Origin of the sequence: Schleiferilactobacillus harbinensis (assembly GCF_008694105.1) — a bacterium.
Classification (GTDB): domain Bacteria; phylum Bacillota; class Bacilli; order Lactobacillales; family Lactobacillaceae; genus Schleiferilactobacillus; species Schleiferilactobacillus harbinensis.
Window position 1 is genome coordinate 570,697 of record NZ_CP041364.1, and the last position, 15,999, is coordinate 586,695.

Annotated in this window: 15 protein-coding genes and 2 tRNA genes; 13 read left to right on the top strand and 4 right to left on the bottom strand. The window is 53.4% G+C overall.

Translation table 11 applies throughout. The features are described from left to right. The first annotated feature begins 109 nt into the window (after positions 1 to 109). The 3 genes from FMM01_RS03175 (at position 110) to FMM01_RS03185 (ending at position 2,125) form a co-directional block, all read left to right on the top strand. Complete coding sequence (locus FMM01_RS03175; protein WP_150391650.1) at positions 110 to 1,456, top strand: glucose-6-phosphate isomerase; 1,347 nt, start codon at positions 110 to 112, stop codon at positions 1,454 to 1,456. Between the two features lie 154 nt (positions 1,457 to 1,610). Next, positions 1,611 to 1,832, top strand: coding sequence for a hypothetical protein (locus tag FMM01_RS03180; RefSeq protein ID WP_150391651.1), 222 nt, complete (start codon positions 1,611 to 1,613; stop codon positions 1,830 to 1,832). Positions 1,833 to 1,897: 65 nt separating this feature from the next. Continuing rightward, a complete protein-coding gene (locus tag FMM01_RS03185; protein WP_150391652.1) occupies positions 1,898 to 2,125 on the top strand; it encodes a hypothetical protein in 228 nt (75 codons plus the stop codon). A 138-nt stretch (positions 2,126 to 2,263) separates the two neighbouring features. Here FMM01_RS03185 and FMM01_RS03190 read toward each other — a convergent pair whose 3' ends face one another. From FMM01_RS03190 to FMM01_RS03205, 4 genes are all read right to left on the bottom strand, one after another. Then, entirely contained in the window at positions 2,264 to 2,680 is a 417-nt protein-coding gene (locus FMM01_RS03190; protein WP_150393229.1) for a hypothetical protein, read from the bottom strand. Between the two features lie 859 nt (positions 2,681 to 3,539). After that, positions 3,540 to 4,532 carry a glycosyltransferase family 2 protein gene (locus tag FMM01_RS03195; protein WP_150391653.1) on the bottom strand — a complete coding sequence of 331 codons (993 nt, stop codon included), beginning with the start codon at positions 4,530 to 4,532 and terminating at the stop codon, positions 3,540 to 3,542. Positions 4,533 to 4,568: 36 nt separating this feature from the next. Beyond that, positions 4,569 to 6,812, bottom strand: coding sequence for an ArnT family glycosyltransferase (locus tag FMM01_RS03200; protein ID WP_419555007.1), 2,244 nt, complete (start codon positions 6,810 to 6,812; stop codon positions 4,569 to 4,571). After that, positions 6,787 to 7,203, bottom strand: a complete 417-nt coding sequence (locus FMM01_RS03205) for a GtrA family protein (protein ID WP_150391654.1) — start codon at positions 7,201 to 7,203, stop codon at positions 6,787 to 6,789. The genes FMM01_RS03200 and FMM01_RS03205 overlap by 26 nt, the downstream gene beginning before the upstream one ends. Before the next feature lie 138 nt (positions 7,204 to 7,341). Between FMM01_RS03205 and FMM01_RS03210 the strand changes: the two genes are divergently transcribed. The 10 genes from FMM01_RS03210 to FMM01_RS03255 all read left to right on the top strand — a co-directional run bounded on the left by FMM01_RS03210 (position 7,342) and on the right by FMM01_RS03255 (position 15,876). After that, positions 7,342 to 8,043 carry a response regulator transcription factor gene (locus FMM01_RS03210; protein ID WP_027827251.1) on the top strand — a complete coding sequence of 234 codons (702 nt, stop codon included), beginning with the start codon at positions 7,342 to 7,344 and terminating at the stop codon, positions 8,041 to 8,043. Then, on the top strand, positions 8,030 to 9,319 hold the full coding sequence (locus tag FMM01_RS03215) for a sensor histidine kinase (protein WP_063515117.1): 1,290 nt from the start codon (positions 8,030 to 8,032) through the stop codon (positions 9,317 to 9,319). The genes FMM01_RS03210 and FMM01_RS03215 overlap by 14 nt, the downstream gene beginning before the upstream one ends. An 82-nt stretch (positions 9,320 to 9,401) precedes the next feature. Then, entirely contained in the window at positions 9,402 to 9,878 is a 477-nt protein-coding gene (locus tag FMM01_RS03220; protein WP_027827253.1) for a nucleoside deaminase, read from the top strand. Positions 9,879 to 9,898: 20 nt separating this feature from the next. Further along, on the top strand, positions 9,899 to 10,222 hold the full coding sequence (locus FMM01_RS03225; protein WP_035439565.1) for a hypothetical protein: 324 nt from the start codon (positions 9,899 to 9,901) through the stop codon (positions 10,220 to 10,222). Positions 10,223 to 10,470: 248 nt separating this feature from the next. Further along, positions 10,471 to 10,541, top strand: a tRNA-Glu gene (locus FMM01_RS03230). Between the two features lie 59 nt (positions 10,542 to 10,600). Beyond that, positions 10,601 to 10,894, top strand: a complete 294-nt coding sequence (locus tag FMM01_RS03235; protein ID WP_027827255.1) for a hypothetical protein — start codon at positions 10,601 to 10,603, stop codon at positions 10,892 to 10,894. A gap of 74 nt (positions 10,895 to 10,968) precedes the next feature. Further along, a tRNA-Gln gene (locus tag FMM01_RS03240) sits at positions 10,969 to 11,041 on the top strand. A gap of 249 nt (positions 11,042 to 11,290) precedes the next feature. Next, positions 11,291 to 12,562 carry a substrate-binding domain-containing protein gene (locus tag FMM01_RS03245; protein ID WP_027827256.1) on the top strand — a complete coding sequence of 424 codons (1,272 nt, stop codon included), beginning with the start codon at positions 11,291 to 11,293 and terminating at the stop codon, positions 12,560 to 12,562. 114 nt (positions 12,563 to 12,676) lie between these two features. Beyond that, positions 12,677 to 14,212, top strand: coding sequence for a sugar ABC transporter ATP-binding protein (locus tag FMM01_RS03250; protein ID WP_150391655.1), 1,536 nt, complete (start codon positions 12,677 to 12,679; stop codon positions 14,210 to 14,212). Between the two features lie 14 nt (positions 14,213 to 14,226). After that, positions 14,227 to 15,876 carry an ABC transporter permease subunit gene (locus FMM01_RS03255; protein ID WP_027827258.1) on the top strand — a complete coding sequence of 550 codons (1,650 nt, stop codon included), beginning with the start codon at positions 14,227 to 14,229 and terminating at the stop codon, positions 15,874 to 15,876. The last annotated feature ends 123 nt before the right edge of the window (positions 15,877 to 15,999 follow it).

Genomic DNA, 15,999 nt, shown 5'->3' on the forward strand with positions numbered 1-15,999 from the left:
AAGATGTGTGTTTTTTCGCCCGTTTTCTTGCAATTGATTGCATTCTCCCCGGGAAGCGATTAAAGTGATAAGGGTAATTGGTTATCTATATTTAATGGGAGGTCTATCCATGGCACACATTTCCTTTGATGCATCTGCATTGAGCAAGTTCGTGCACGACAATGAATTAAGTGAGATTCAACCGCTGGTTACAGCCGCAGACAAAGAGCTGCGCGACGGTACTGGCGCAGGCAATGATTTCCGGGGATTCCTGGATCTGCCTGTTGACTACGATAAAGAAGAATTCAGCCGGATCAAGGCGGCTGCTAAGAAGGTTCAGGGCAATTCTGAAGTCTTTGTGGCGATTGGTATCGGCGGGTCTTACCTCGGTGCCCAAGCAGCGATTGATTTCTTGAATCCGAATTTCTACAACCAACAAAAAGACCGGTCTGTACCGGAAGTCTACTTCGCTGGGAATTCTATCAGCGGCAGCTACCTGCATGATCTGGTTCAATTGATTGGCGACCGGGACTTCAGTATCAACGTCATCTCCAAGTCGGGGACGACCACAGAACCTTCTATCGCTTTCCGCGTATTGAAGGCCAAGCTGATTGCTAAATATGGTGCTGCTGGCGCTAAGGAACGGATCTACGCGACAACTGACCGGGCCAAGGGTGCGCTGAAGACTGAGGCTGACGCTGAGGGCTACGAAGAATTCGTTGTGCCTGATGATATCGGCGGCCGGTTCTCCGTGCTTTCCGCTGTTGGTCTGCTGCCCATCGCCGTTGCCGGCGGGGACATCGATGCCTTGATGCAAGGCGCGGCTGATGCCCGTTCTGAATACACCAACCCGGATGTCACGAAGAACGATGCTTACAAGTATGCCGCTTTGCGGAATATCTTGTACCGCAAGGGCTTTACCACTGAATTGCTGGAAAACTACGAGCCTAACCTGCGTCTGTTCGGCGAATGGTGGAAGCAATTGATGGGCGAGTCTGAAGGCAAGGATCAGAAGGGGATCTATCCTTCTTCTGCTAACTTCACTACGGATCTGCACTCCTTGGGTCAATACATCCAAGAGGGTCTGCGCAATCTGATGGAGACGGTCGTTAAGATCGAGGACGCGCCTAACGATGTCACGATCCCTGAAGACGACAAGAACCTGGACGGTTTAGGCTACTTGGCTGACAAGTCCATGAACTATGTCAACAACAAGGCTTACCAGGGTGTTGTTATGGCCCATACCGATGGCGGCGTTCCGGTCATGACCGTGAATGTGCCTAAGCAGGATGCTTATTCGCTGGGTTATACGATCTACTTCTTTGAGGCAGCTGTTGCCATTTCTGGTTACTTGAATGGGATCAACCCGTTCAACCAGCCCGGGGTTGAGGCTTATAAGAAGAACATGTTCGCTCTGCTGGGCCGTCAAGGCTATGAAGAGTTGACGAAGGAATTGACGGCGCGCTTGAATAAGTAAGCGTTCGGCGATTTCCAGATTGAATAATTCGAAGCCCTTAAAACTTCAAACATCCTGTACGGTAAAGAAAATGGTACAGAGTTTGGGCCTTAAGGGCTTTTCTAGTGGTATCCGATTGAAAAATCGGGTACTATTTTTGTGGGGTGATCTGCTAGTGATGGTATTTGAAGGCGATGCGGGGAAAATTGCTAATCGAGCCGCGATGGCTTATCACAAACGGTTTGGAAAATACCCGCTGTATACGTTCTTGGATAGATTTCTGCCCAGAGGGTTCGTGCTCACTGAAGATGCAGCAAACAAATACGCTGAGTATTTGGTCTCGCTGAGTGAGCTATTGCCGAATACTGATCCGCCGGATATTCTTTGTCAAAGATAATCCGTCACGCCATCATGCACTTTTGACACACCAAGTATTTTGAACATGGAGGGAGTGGAGAAGCTATGATGCTGGTATTTGATATCATATTGGACACACCGGAAAAACGAGTGTATGAGGTAACGTCCGATTCCAACACCAAGGGAACCATCACAGTTGATAAAAAGACTTTGACTGCTACTTCTGAGGGGACATTTTCAAGTCATTATCCACTTCCATTTATTGAACGAATGCCCATTAGACTTGTGAAGAATGGTAAGCCACTGAAGCATTTCGTCTATGGTCGCGGCTAAATCAATAAAGCCTTTAAAGTTTCAAACACCCGTGCTTTTCAGAAGGCAGGTCATGGGCAGATGAGCTTTAAAGGCTTTTGTGGTCATTCAGTTCTAGCTCTGTAAGTGAATATTGACACTAGGCCATAAGCAAGCAGATTATTCAGTCTTGAAGTTCTTCAAACTGGCAAGGTAAAGCGCACCACCGACAATGGCGACGATACCGCCAACCCAGCCGAGCAGCGGAATAATAGCGACCGCGCCGCCCACGATGAGCAAGATGTGTCCGGCCGTTTTGACTAGGCCTGTGCCGCGGTAATATAACAGCCCAAAAATCCCCAGGGCCAACACGGCAATTTTAATCAGGGTCAAAAAGGCGGAGACGCCGGTGGTGCCGGATAAGGATCGGGTGCCTACGTTGGCGACTGCGCCGCCGACGAGCAGCATGGGGCCAAAAATCAGCATGATACCGCCGGCGAGGCCGGTAATTCCGCCAGCTAAGGCGATGGCTTTCGACTTGGTCGGTACATCCTGAGATTGATGAACTGGGTTGCTGCCTTGATCCCCTCGACGCATGCGTGACGGCGCCTGCGGTGCAGCGGTGGATCTGGTCGGCTGTGACGGATAGGGCTGCTGGGCGTAGCCATTTGCAAATTGCTGTTGATAAAGTGGTTGTTGGTTTTGCCCATTGGCCGATTGCTGTTGATAAGGCTGCTGTTGGTCCTGCCCATTGGCGGGCTGCTGCTGACCATACCCAGTTGGCGAATATTGCTGATTCGGCTGTTGCGCGTACCCATTTTGCGGTTGCTGCGGATGCAGCTGTTGGCCGTAACCGGCTGCTGGATAGGGCGAATTCGGCTGTTGGGCGTAGCCATTGGCAGGCTGCTGATAAGGGCCTTGGCCATATCCATTCGCCGGTTGTTGCGGATTTGGATTTTGGTAGCTCGCATTCGGATTTTGCGGCCCTGGTTGCGGAAAGCTGTTTGCTTGTCCGGGACCCGGATATTGGGCTTGCTGATTTGGATAATTACCATAATACGGCTGACCTGATTGCGGATTGGAATTTCCCGGCCAACTTTGATTGTTATTCGGATTAGCATACTGGCCGTTTTGCGGATTGGCCGGCTGCTGCGGTTGCTGCCACGTGTTTTGCTCCGGTGACCCAGACTGCCTGTGTTGCGGTTGCTGCGGATAATTCTCCCTCGTCATGATTAATCCCCCCATGTCAGCTTTTCACGTCATCAGGATTTGGACGATAATGCTCATTGCTATACGAAATATTGTAGTACGTAACGAATTCCCTTTCCACCATTCTGAGAAATGATGTACTTACCGGCACCAAAAAACCGCCCCCGGTCTGGACAGGGGCGGTTCCGTATACTGGTGAGGGTTTGGCCCAGTGCCAGAGCACTTAGGGAGTGAGTCAATGGTGTGCTCAGTTGCGCAGCTGGACCAAGTTAGACTCTGGTTGCGTCTGCTGGTGACGTTGCGATTGCTTGAAGCCTTCCGTTTGGGCCACGATATACAGCGGGCGGTCTCGGGAAGCGGTGAACATGCGGCCGATGTAGGTACCGGTGGCGCCGAGAGCGAGGAGGATCAGCGCGCCGGTGAGGGCAACGGTGATGATCAGCCAGGTGGTCCCCGTGACGGTGCCAAGAATCAGGTTGGCCAGCAGGACCAGGACACTGATGAGTCCGAGCGCCCCAGCGGCCCAGTAGCCCAGCATTAGGGGGAGGCGGGAGAAGCTGGTGATGCCGTTCATGGCCAGCCCGAGCATCTTGCGCAGGGGATATTTAGATGACCCAGCGTAGCGCTCTTTTCGGTCGTACAAGACGCCGGTTTGTTTGAAGCCGATCCAGCTGACCATGCCCCGAACAAAAGGGTCGGGTTCATTTATTTGGTCCAAGACGTCCACGACTTTGCGATCCATGAGCCGGAAGTCGCCGGTATCGACGGGGATTTGGATGCTGGTGATGCTTTCCAGCAAGCGATAGAAAGTGGCGGCGGTGAATTTCTTAAACCACGTTTCACCGTCCCGATGGCGCCGCTTGCCGTAGACGACGGCATAACCGGCCCGCCATTTGGCGATCATACTGGGAATGACGCTGGGCGGATCCTGCAGATCGGCGTCCATAACGACCACTGCGTCGCCGGTGGCGTAACGGACACCGGCGGTGATGGCCAATTGATGACCGAAGTTGCGAGAAAATTCAACCAGTTTGATTAAAGCGGACCGCTGCCGGGCAGCGCGCAGTATCTGGACGGTTTTGTCCTGGCTGCCGTCATCGACGAAAATCAATTCGTAACGTTCTTGCCGGGCGGCCACATAATGCAGCAGGACGTCCACGGTTTCTTGAATGCCGGCCTCTTCGTTGAAGACTGGGAGCACGATTGAAATAAGCGGGGTACGATTAGTTGCTTGGGCCATAGGAATGAAATCTCCTTTCTCTTGAGACTATTCGGCTTACTTCACGGTCAGCTTATAGAGGGTGCCGCTGCCGCCCATACCACCGAAGCCGCCACGCTGGTTCGTTGATTGCGTGCTGCTGGTCGTTGAGCCGTACTTACTGGCGGCGATCTTCGTCCCATTCTTTTCGACCCAGGCGGCAATCGAGGAATTACCGGAACGGCCGGAACTGTAGTAATACTTCAGCTCGCCTTTCTTCACTAGCGCCTTAAACTGCTTCAAGGTCAAAGTGGGATCAGTGCCGTTGAAGCCGCCGATGGCCATTACTGCCTTGCCGCTCTTGATAATGTACGGCGCGGCAGTGGAGGCGTCGGAGACGGCGAAGAGATACTTGGCCGAGCCTTGGTGGGCTTCGACGTACTTCAGCAGGCCAGAATTAACGCTGCCGCTGCCGATACCGCCGCTCGTATTGCCGCCTTGGCTCAACAGATCAGGACCAGCCGTGGGGATACCTGCCGATTCACCGGCTAATGTCGGGGTGATGGACCAGAAACCAGGGGCGGCGAGGATGGTGACCAGCGTGGCACCGACCATGATTTTGCGGAACCGGTGCAGCCGAGTCGCAAATAACCCAACGATGACGAGGATGCCGGCGATCACCAGGAACCAAGGCGCAACCGTGTAGTACTGGGTGAGGTACCAGGCTTGCAAAGCAATCGTGATGGCGATCCCCACGGGCAGCAGATACGTTGTCCAGTGTTTCCAGCTCCCTTGGAACTGTTTAAACATGGTGTACAGCCCGATCCCAGCCAAAGCGGCAATAGGCGGGGCCAGCATGATCATGTAGTAGGGGTGGAAGAAGGAGGCAATGGAGAAGAAGCCCATGACGGGGACAAGCCAGGCCAGCCAATAGCCGACATGCTTTTGCTGCAGGGACAGCTGCCACCACTTCCGTTTACGGTCAATGTAGCAAACAAAGGAACTGATGAAACCGATGAGGGCCATGGGCAGGAGCCAGCTGATTTGCGGACCTAACGCAGATTGGAAGACCCGCAGCGGGCCGGCGGTACCGATGTTGAAGGCGCCGCCGCCAGCACCCATGCCGCCGCGACCGCCTCGGCGAGTACCGCCGGGAAAGCCGCCTTTGCGGTTACTGCCGGTGGGCGGCGTGAAGTTGCCCTCGCCGCCTTGGGCGGTGAGGGTGGTGTTGCTCTTGCTCTTGGTGGTTGTACCTTGTTTATTGCCGGTCGGCGGGGTGCCGCCCTGATTAGTGCCGGAAGGCGGTGTTCCCCCAGATGGCGGTGTTCCCCCCTGCTTGGTGCCGGTCGGCGGGGTGCCATTCTGAGTCGTCGTGCCGTTGCTCTTGGTGGTTGTCCCGTTCTTAGTCGTCGCAGCAGACCCCGGCGCACCGCCTGGCATGCCTTCGAAGCCGCCTTTATTCTTACTATTCAGGCCGCCGAAGGTGCCGCCCAGACCAGAAGTCTGCCCGAGCAGCCGTTCAGATCCGTTGTAGCCAAAAGCCAAGTCCATCACGGAGTTCTTCTGTGAACTGCCAATGTATGGTCGATCAGCAGCGCTCGTGGAATCAACTTGCAGGGGCCAGGCGAGGGTGAAAATAGCCAAGGCTGCCCCAGCACCAACGAGGGTCACCAGCCGTTTCTTCCACGGCTGACTGCTGGCCAGCCAGTAGAAAAGCAGCAAAGCCGGCAGGATCATGAAGGCTTGGAGCATCTTAATGTTGAAAGAGACCCCAATCAACGCGAAACTGACAAGGACCAACCAAGGCCGTTTCTTTTGAATCGCAATGAATAGGCAGTCAGTGGCTAATAATAAGAAATAAACCAAAGTCGCATCCATGTTGTTGGTGCGGGAATCTGCCACCACGATGGGCGTCAAGGTCATGATCAGGGCACTGAGCCGTGCGGGCCAAGCGCCGAAGACTCGTTTCACCATGGCGTAGATCAGATAGACAGAGCCGATGCCGAAGAGAATGGACGGCAGGACGACGGACCAGCCGTAGACGCCGAATATTTTCCCGGAAATTGCCATGAACCAGAGGGCGACGGGCGGTTTGTCCACGGTGATGAAGCCGGCGGGATCAAAGGCGCCGTACCAGAAGTTATGCCAGCTCTTAGTCATGCTGACGACGGCAGCGGTATAGTAATCATTGGCACTGCCCGCCTCCCAGATGTTCCAGGCGTAAAGAAAAGCGGCGAGAAGGAGAATCGCCACCAGCCACCAGTCCAGGCGGCGTTTGGGCTTGTCGATTGGCGGATCAGTAGGGCGAGTTTTTGCTTGCATGGATACGAACTCCTTTCTGGGTAAAGACCCAGTATTTACTGAGCAGGAAATTGACCGGGACGGTGACCGCGAGGCTGAACAGCGGCGCCCAAGCAGCCGGAAAATGCAGGACATCGACCCAGGTACTGGTCAGGATCAAACTGAGCAGGAAGGTTGTCCCATACGTCGCGTAATACTTGAACGTCATCCAGGACATTTCGCCGCCGCTTTGTTTAAAGACCCACTGCTTGTTTAAAGCCAGCCCCAGCAGGGACGTCAGGCCATAACCGACGGCCATGGCCAGCGTCGGGGAAATATGTTGGTATAATATAAAGTAGATGATGTACGTCAGCACCGTGTTCAAGGCCCCGACGGCACCAAATTGGATGAATTGGGTAATCAATCGCTTCACAGCGGCCATCTCCTTTGCTATGGGGATTACATTAAGGACTGGAGCATAAAATCAGCTTAAAAAAACGCAGAAATTTCTTAAGGGTGCTTAAAGGTGCACGCCGTATACTGGTGAATAATATAGAAAGAAGCGATCAACATGCCTGCGAAACCGTTAATTTTGGTGATTGAAGATGATCATCATTTAAATCAGAGTATCCAAGAATTTTTGGCCCCGCTAGCTGACACCCGCGGCGTATACGCCGGCGACGAGGGTGAGTACTTGGCCAGTGAGGGGATTTTTGACGCCATCATTCTCGATATCATGCTGCCAGAAATGGACGGGTTTACGGTATTGCATAAACTCCGGGCGGCGCATGTTGGCACCCCGGTACTGATCTTGACTGCTAAAGATGGTCTGAGCGACAAGATGCGGGGCTTTGATCTAGGGACAGATGATTATTTAACCAAACCGTTTCACCGGGAGGAACTGATGGCGCGCATCAAAGTGCTGCTCAAACGCAGCGGTAAATATCGCGATGATTACACCCTAGCGTTCGGTCCGCTCACAGTGCAGTTGAACGATCGCTCAGTCACCGTGAGCGGTGTACCGGTGGCCTTGAGCGGCAAAGAATATGACTTACTCGTGTATTTATTGCAAAATCAGGGCACCATCGTCACAAAGGAGCAGATTTTCGACCGGCTGTGGGGCTTTGATTCCGATACTGGTTTGGCGGTGGTGGAAGTATACATGAGCAATTTGCGCAAGAAACTGAAGGGCACCGCCGTGGCTGACGCCATCCGGACGATTCGCAATGTCGGTTATATTCTCGATGAGGTCGCGGCCAATGCAGGCAAATGAGGGAATCAAACGGCAGCAGCGTAAATTGTTTTGGGGTGAGGTGCTCAGCTTCGCGCTGCTTTTTTTCACACTGGGCGCTGTTGTGTATTTTCTTTACCAGCAAGCAGTCTATAATGGTGTGGACACGACGCTGGCTCGGCAGGAGCGCAGTCTCAAAGATGGGCCGGCTGCTGCACCAGGGCCGTTGACTCCTGGTCAGCGGCCGAATAGTCAAAATGGCGCTTCGTTCCGGACTAACATGGTGGTGTTCAATGCTGCCGGTCAAATCATTAATGCGGCCGACTTGGGTCAGCGATACTATGCGTATTTCCAGAATCTGGAATTGGATAAAAGTGCAGTGGGCAAGAAACAGGTTTTGACGACTACGGCGGGTACTTTCCGTACCCTACTGGTGCATGTCCCTAAGAGCAATTTGAATCCAATGTACGCCGGACACTATGTGCTGATTCTGCAAAATATTGATGCCCAGCTGGACGGGATGAACAGCTTTCTGCGGGTGCTGGTGGCCACCATGATTTTCTTCTGGCTGCTGGCTTTACTATTTGCGTCGGTTTTAGCCCGGCGCGCCATGCGGCCCATCGTCAAATCTTGGCAGCGCCAGCAGGACTTCGTCGCGGATGCCGCCCATGAATTGCGGGCACCGCTGGCAGTGATTCAAAGCCAGCAGGAGCATTTACTGACCAAGCCTCACGATACGGTTTTGAATCAAAGCGAGGCGATCGCTACGACATTGGCGGAATCCACCCGCTTGCAGCACCTCACGACGGATCTGCTGACGATGGCCAAGGCGGACAGTAATGCCTTAACGACCGATTTGCAGCACTACGATTTACAAATCTGGCCAGTGTCGGTGCTGGCCCCGTATAAAGAAATTGCTGCCGCTCAGGACCGGGCCTTTGATACGACCCTGCAGGCTACTGGCGAGGCAGTTTTTGACGGTGACCAGCTGCATCAGCTGCTGGTAATTTTGTTGGACAATGCCTTCAAATACACGGCTGCTGGGGATTCAATCTGGGTGACGACGGAACGTCAGACGAAGACTTGGACGCTGACGGTGGGTAATTCTGGGCCAAGTATTCCGGACGCGGACAAAAAGCGGATCTTCGATCGATTTTATCGAATGGATCCGTCTCGGAACCGCGAGACCGGGGGCAGTGGGTTGGGCTTGGCCATTGCTGACTGGATCGTGACTAATCATCACGGGCATATTCGGGTAATGGATATTCACCCCCAGGGAGCGGCCTTCGTAGTCACGCTGCCATTAAGCGGGAAGTAGTATTTCCCCCTGCCTTTGCCTGGGCAAGTATGGTAAGCTGTTTCCTGAAAGCAATTAGTTAATGATGAAAGTGGTGGGCGTAATGGCGTATGATCCGCAGTTTATGGCGTTGGCCGCCAAACAGGCCGATTTGAATAACACGTTGCACGAGGGCGGGCCGTTTGGCTGCCTGATCGTGAAGAATGGCAAGATCGTGGCCCAGGGTCACAATCAGGTCCTGTTCCAGCATGATCCGACCGCCCATGGCGAAATCGTGGCGATTCGGCGGGCCTGTGACATTTTGGATACGTACGACCTGACCGGTTGCGAGCTGTATACGTCGGCGTATCCGTGCCCGATGTGCCTCGGCGCGATCATTTGGGCCAACATCAAGACCGTTTATTACGGCAATGCGCCGGAGGATGCGGCCAAGATTGGGTTCCGCGATAACTTCATGTATCAGTATTTAGCCGGGGATCGCCAAGACCCCACGGTGCTGACCATTGAACAGCACGATCGGGATAAGACGATGCCTGCCTTTGATCATTTTGCAGCGGATCAAAGTGCGCAATTATATTAGGAGAGAAAGGATTTTCACCCATGTCTGCTTACGCCGAAATATTGGATTTTGTTACCAGCCATCGGGACGATATCGTCCGGGAACCGCGGCAATACGTGAATATGCTGACCTTTGCCTTTGACCAGCAGTTGTTTCCGTTTGCCGATTACCCGGAGTTCTTTGTGCCCATGCGCTTGCATGTTTTTCGCCTGCCTAAAGACTTCGTCCAGGCGCGGCACGACCAATTGCAGGAATTGTACCGGGAAACCTTGGCCCCAGCCAATCAGGGCTATCAGGATGTGTGGATGACCACCACCTGGTTGAAGAGTCAGCACTTGCTAATGGTGGAGCTGTCCTACGAATGAAGTCCGCCTTTGAGTCGATACGCACCCGCCTAGTCGAATTCGTGATCATGACCTTGATGTTTTGGGTCTGCTGGCAATTGTTCCATTGGCCGGCCTTTCACTACGCCTTCTACATCAGTCTGTTTTTGTGCCTGTTTATTTTGGTTGCTTTAGCGGTCGTTTTTGCATTGAGTTTACGTCAGAAAAAAAGGCCTTGACTTTCGATTGAAATCTAGTAAACTATAAAAGTGCTCATTTTTGTTGCCATTGCCCGTTGGTCAAATGGTTAAGACGTCGCCCTCTCAAGGCGGAGTTACGGGTTCAATTCCCGTACGGGCTATCGCACGCCGGCAATCGTTGATTGCCGGCTTTTTTTTTACTATTCAGGAGGTTTTTCACGTGGCAGAGGATCAAATTCATTATTTAAATGCGCAGCAGTTAGCGATTACGCAACCAATGACGTTTCATGCGCCCACACCGGAAGCCATCAAGCGCCTGCAGGTGGGGGACAAGGTCCAATTGGGATTCGTTGATCCGGAAATTCAGGGCGAGTTTCTGCCCGTGGTGATCACGGTCATCCAGCCAGATGGGCTCCAGGGCCGGTTGGCAGCTGCGCCAAAGCGGCTGCCTTACTTGCGGGCGGACCAAGTCGTCAGTTTTGACTGGGTTAACATCTTAAAGATCTTTGCTTGAACAATTTTTTTCGGCTCAAGCCCTTGACAATACCGGGTAAAAATTTATATACTATTACTCGTTGTTAAGAGCACTGGGTAATAGCCAAATTGGTAAGGCAACGGACTCTGAATCCGTAATGTCTAGGTTCGAGTCCTAGTTACCCAATCATCACCAAATCGTTATCAGTAGCCGCTGTCTTTCGAGACAGCGGCTTTTTTGTTCGCTGTTTAGCCGTTGCCAAACCCTGGTGGCGGCCATTTTTGTGGAAAGAATATCCGTTTCACGCAACTCCCAAAAATATTCAATGTGCACCGAAGAATATTCTATGGTGGCGCTTGCCGGCATTGGTTAAACTTAGGATAAAGTAAGCGCATTCATTCATTCATTCAAGCCATCAAGGAGGAAGCATTCATTATGAAGAAGACAAAAACACTAGGCATGGTGTTAATGCTGGGAGCCGCGTTGCTGCTGGGGGCCTGCGGTTCTGGCTCTGGATCCAGCTCAAGCGGCGGTGCGGATAAGACCGTGGCTAACAAGGATAAACCGGTGGTGTGGTACAACCGTCAGCCGTCGAACTCCACTGACGGCAAGCTGGACATGGCCGCATTGACATTCAACAAGGATACCTATTACGTTGGTTTCGATGCCAACCAAGGGGCTAAAGTCCAAGGTGAGATGATCAAATCCTATATCGAAAAGAATATCGCCACCGTCGATCGCAACGGCGACGGCACCATCGGTTACGTGCTGGCCATTGGGGACGTTGGCCATAACGACTCGATCGCCCGTACTCGCGGGGTTCGGGCCGCGTTGGGCACGGCTGTTAAAAAGGGCGGCAATGTCGATTCCACTCCGACTGGGATGAACTCTGACGGCAAGTCCAAAGTCGTCAAGGACGGCAGCCTGTCTGTTGGCGGCAAGACCTACAAGATCCGCGAACTGGCCAGCCAGGAAATGAAGAACAACTCCGGGGCGACCTGGGACGCGGCGACCGCCGGTAATACGATCGGCACTTGGTCGTCCAGCCTGGGCAAGCAGATCGACATCGTCGCTTCCAATAACGACGGCATGGGCATGGCGATGTTCAACGCCTGGTCCAAGGAAAACAAAGTACCGACTTTCGGCTACGACGCGAACTCCGATGCAGTGGCAGCCATTGCAGAAGGATACGGCGGGACCATCAGCCAGCACGCCGACGTGCAAGCTTACCTGACTTTGCGGGTTCTGCGCAATGCGCTGGACGGCGTCAAGAAGGGCACCGGGATCGATACTAAGGACAGTGCCGGCAATGTGCTGGCTAAGGACACCTACGTTTACAACGAGAAGCAGCGTTCCTACTACGCCATGAACGTGGCAGTGACGGCCGATAATTACAAAGACTTCACGGATTCGACCAAGATTTACGCTGACGCTTCCCACCAGCTGGATAAGTCCAAGTCTCCAGAAAAGAAAGTATGGCTGGATATCTATAATTCCTCCGACAACTTCCTGGGATCCACTTACCAGCCGCTGCTGAAGAAGTATGCGAAGCTGATGAACCTGAACGTTGAATTCATCGGCGGTGACGGGCAGACGGAGTCTAACATCACCAACCGATTGGGCAACCCGAGCGAATATGACGCGTTTGCTATCAACATGGTGAAAACCGATAACGGCTCCTCGTACACCTCTATCCTGAAACAGTAATCCGCCTCTGCACAATGCAATTCCAGGGAAACGGGATCGCCGAAATGACGCGCTTTCGGGGTCGCTCACCCTGGAGTTGTTTTTTTCCACAAGCAGACGAGAAAGGAGCCAAACATGCAAGAAGCATCAGCAGTAGATACGCAGCCGCAACCTGCATCGGACGTGATGCTGTCGATTCGCGGCTTAAGCAAGTCGTTCGGGCGCAACCGGGTGCTCGATCACATTGATATGGACGTTAAAAAAGGCTCCGTCATGGGGCTGATGGGTGAAAACGGCGCCGGCAAGTCGACCATGATGAAGTGCCTGTTCGGCATCAAGACCCGGGATGAGGGTGAATTTTTCTTGGACGGCAGGGAGGTCTCCTTCCAAGGTCCCAAGGACGCCCTGGAAAACGGCATCGCCATGGTCCACCAAGAGCTCCACCAAGCGCTGGACCGCAGCGTAGTCGATAACTTATTCCTCGGCCGCTATCCCATTACTCCGCTGGGCGTAGTCGACGAGCGGCAGATGCGGCGTGAAGCCACCGAGCTGTTCCGCCGCCTCGGGATGACGGTCAACTTGACCCAGCCGATGCGCAAGATGAGCGTGTCCCAGCGGCAGATGGTAGAAATTGCCAAAGCTATTTCTTACAACTCCAAGGTGATCGTTCTCGACGAGCCGACCAGTTCGCTGATGGCTCAGGAAGTTGAGAAACTCTTCGCGATGGTCCGCATGCTCAAAAAGCAGGGTATTTCGATTATCTTCATTTCGCACAAAATGGATGAAGTCTTCGAGATTTGTGACGAGGTCTCGGTGCTGCGCGACGGCCACCTGGTAATGACTAAAAAAGTCGCTGATACAAATATGAACGAGCTGGTCAAGGCCATGGTTGGCCGGCCGCTGGATAACCGGTTCCCGCCGGTTGACAACGTGGTGGGCAAGACAATTCTGCAGGTCAGCCACCTGTCGACGAAGTTCTCACCGTACCTGCAGGACGTCACGTTTGATGTTGGGCAGGGGGAAATTTTCGGCCTTTACGGACTTGTCGGGGCTGGCCGCACGGAGCTGCTTGAAACGATTTTCGGAGTGCGCACGCGGGCTGGCGGACGGGTGTATTTCAACGGCAAACTGGCCAACTTCAACTCCGCCAAGGAGGCGATGGACCATGGCTTTGCGATGATCACTGAGGAACGCAAAGCCAATGGGCTGTTCCTCAAAGGCAATCTGACGTTCAACACGACCATCACTAACCTGAATGCTTACAAACGCGGGCCGGCCTTGTCCGATCCGAAGATGACGAAGGCGACGCTCCAGGAAATCAAGGTGATGAACACCAAGACTATGGGCCCGGACGAGCTGATTGCCAGCCTGAGCGGGGGCAACCAGCAGAAGGTGATCATCGGTAAATGGCTCGAACGTCAGCCGCAACTGTTCATGATGGACGAACCGACCCGCGGCATTGACGTCGGTGCGAAGTACGAAATCTACGAGCTGATCATCCAGATGGCCAAGCAGGGCAAAACGATCCTCGTGGTGTCGTCGGAAATGCCGGAGATCTTGGGGATCACCAACCGCATCGGCGTGATGAGCAACGGTCGTCTAGCGGGCATCGTGAACACCAAACAGACCAGCCAAGAAGAGCTGTTACGGCTCAGCGCAAAATATCTATAAGGAGGACGATATTCATGGCAGATACCAACATTCTCACCGCTGAGGCCGAACAGCAGCTGCGCCAGCCCATTGATGACGCTATTGGCAAAATTCAAGACCAGATCAACGTACTGCGTCAGGATGGGACCGACCAAGTGATCATTCTCAGCGGTCATATCGAAGCTACTAAACGGGACAAGAGTCTGAGCAAAGCCGAACGTGAGGCGGCCATCAAGGCTGATAAAGAGGCACTGGTCGGCGCCCGGGCTGTGGAAAGTCAAAACAAGGACCAAGTCGCCCAATTGATTGGGGAGGCAGAACGCTACCTCAAGGCGCATTACCGTACCGATTACTACGAATACGTGGTCAAGAGCTGTGCCGAAGAGAAGGTCGCGGCTAAAAAGGCCTATGACGAGCAGCTGGCCAGCCTGCGGGCAGATCACAAGCAGGCCCTGGCCGAACTCTCCGACCGCGCCGAAATCAAGGAACAAAATTACGTCTACAAGAACAAGCTGTTTGACGCGAAGATGACCTATCAAGCCCGGCAGCGGCAAATCAAGGACCGCCAGCACGCCGCGTTTGTCTATGAATATCATTTACTGGACATGCTGCGGATGTCGAAGTTCTCGGTGCAAGAGAATATCCGCCAGAAGTGGGAAAACTACAAGTACACCTTCAATCGCCGTGATTTCCTGCTGCGCAACGGGTTGTACTTTGCCATCATCATTATTTTCATCATCCTGGCGATCATGACGCCCATCATCAAAGGCACGTCGCTACTGACGTATAACAACATCTTGAACATTCTCCAGCAGGCTTCTCCGCAAATGTTTCTGGCTCTGGGAGTGGCCGGGTTGATCCTATTGACAGGGACTGACCTGTCGATTGGCCGGATGGTCGGGATGGGTATGACCGCCGCGACGATCATCATGCACCAGGGCATCAACACCGGTTCCGTGTTTGGGGTTATCTTCGACTTCTCAAAAATGAATTTGTGGGTGCGGGTGATTTTCGCACTGGCGGCCTGTATTGTGCTGTCGACCGTGTTCACCACCATTGCCGGGTTCTTCACCGCACGGTTCCAGATGCACCCATTCATCTCGACAATGGCCAACACCTTGATTATCTTTGGGCTGGTCACCTACGCCACCAAAGGCGTGTCGTTTGGGGCGATTGACCCCGCCATTCCGAACATGATCATTCCCAAGATCGGCGGCTTCCCGTCAATCATTATCTGGGCCATTGCCGCCATCGTCATCACCTGGTTTGTTTGGAACAAAACACGGTTCGGCAAGAATCTCTACGCAGTTGGCGGAAATCCAGAAGCCGCCGCCGTGTCCGGGATTTCCGTCTTCGCGGTGACACTGGGCGCGTTCGTCTTCGCCGGTATTCTTTACGGCTTCGGCTCCTGGCTGGAATGTGCGCGGATGGTCGGTTCCGGCTCTGCTGCATACGGCCAAGGGTGGGAAATGAACGCCATCGCGGCCTGTGTGGTCGGCGGCGTCTCCTTCACTGGTGGTATCGGGAAAATCTCCGGCGTTGTCGTTGGGGTCACCATCTTCACTGCCTTGACTTACGCCTTGACCATTCTGGGTATCGATACGAATCTGCAGTTCGTTTTCTCTGGGATCATTATCCTCATTGCGGTAACGCTGGATTCCTTGAAGTACGTCCAGAAGAAATGAGTGTCTGACCCGATTACAGTGATTACTAACTTCCTCGACCTGCTGATCCAACACGGACCAGCAGGTCATTTTGGTGCCTAGGGATAAGTGCTTTTGCTTGAAATAAACCGTTTCCATTGTTAC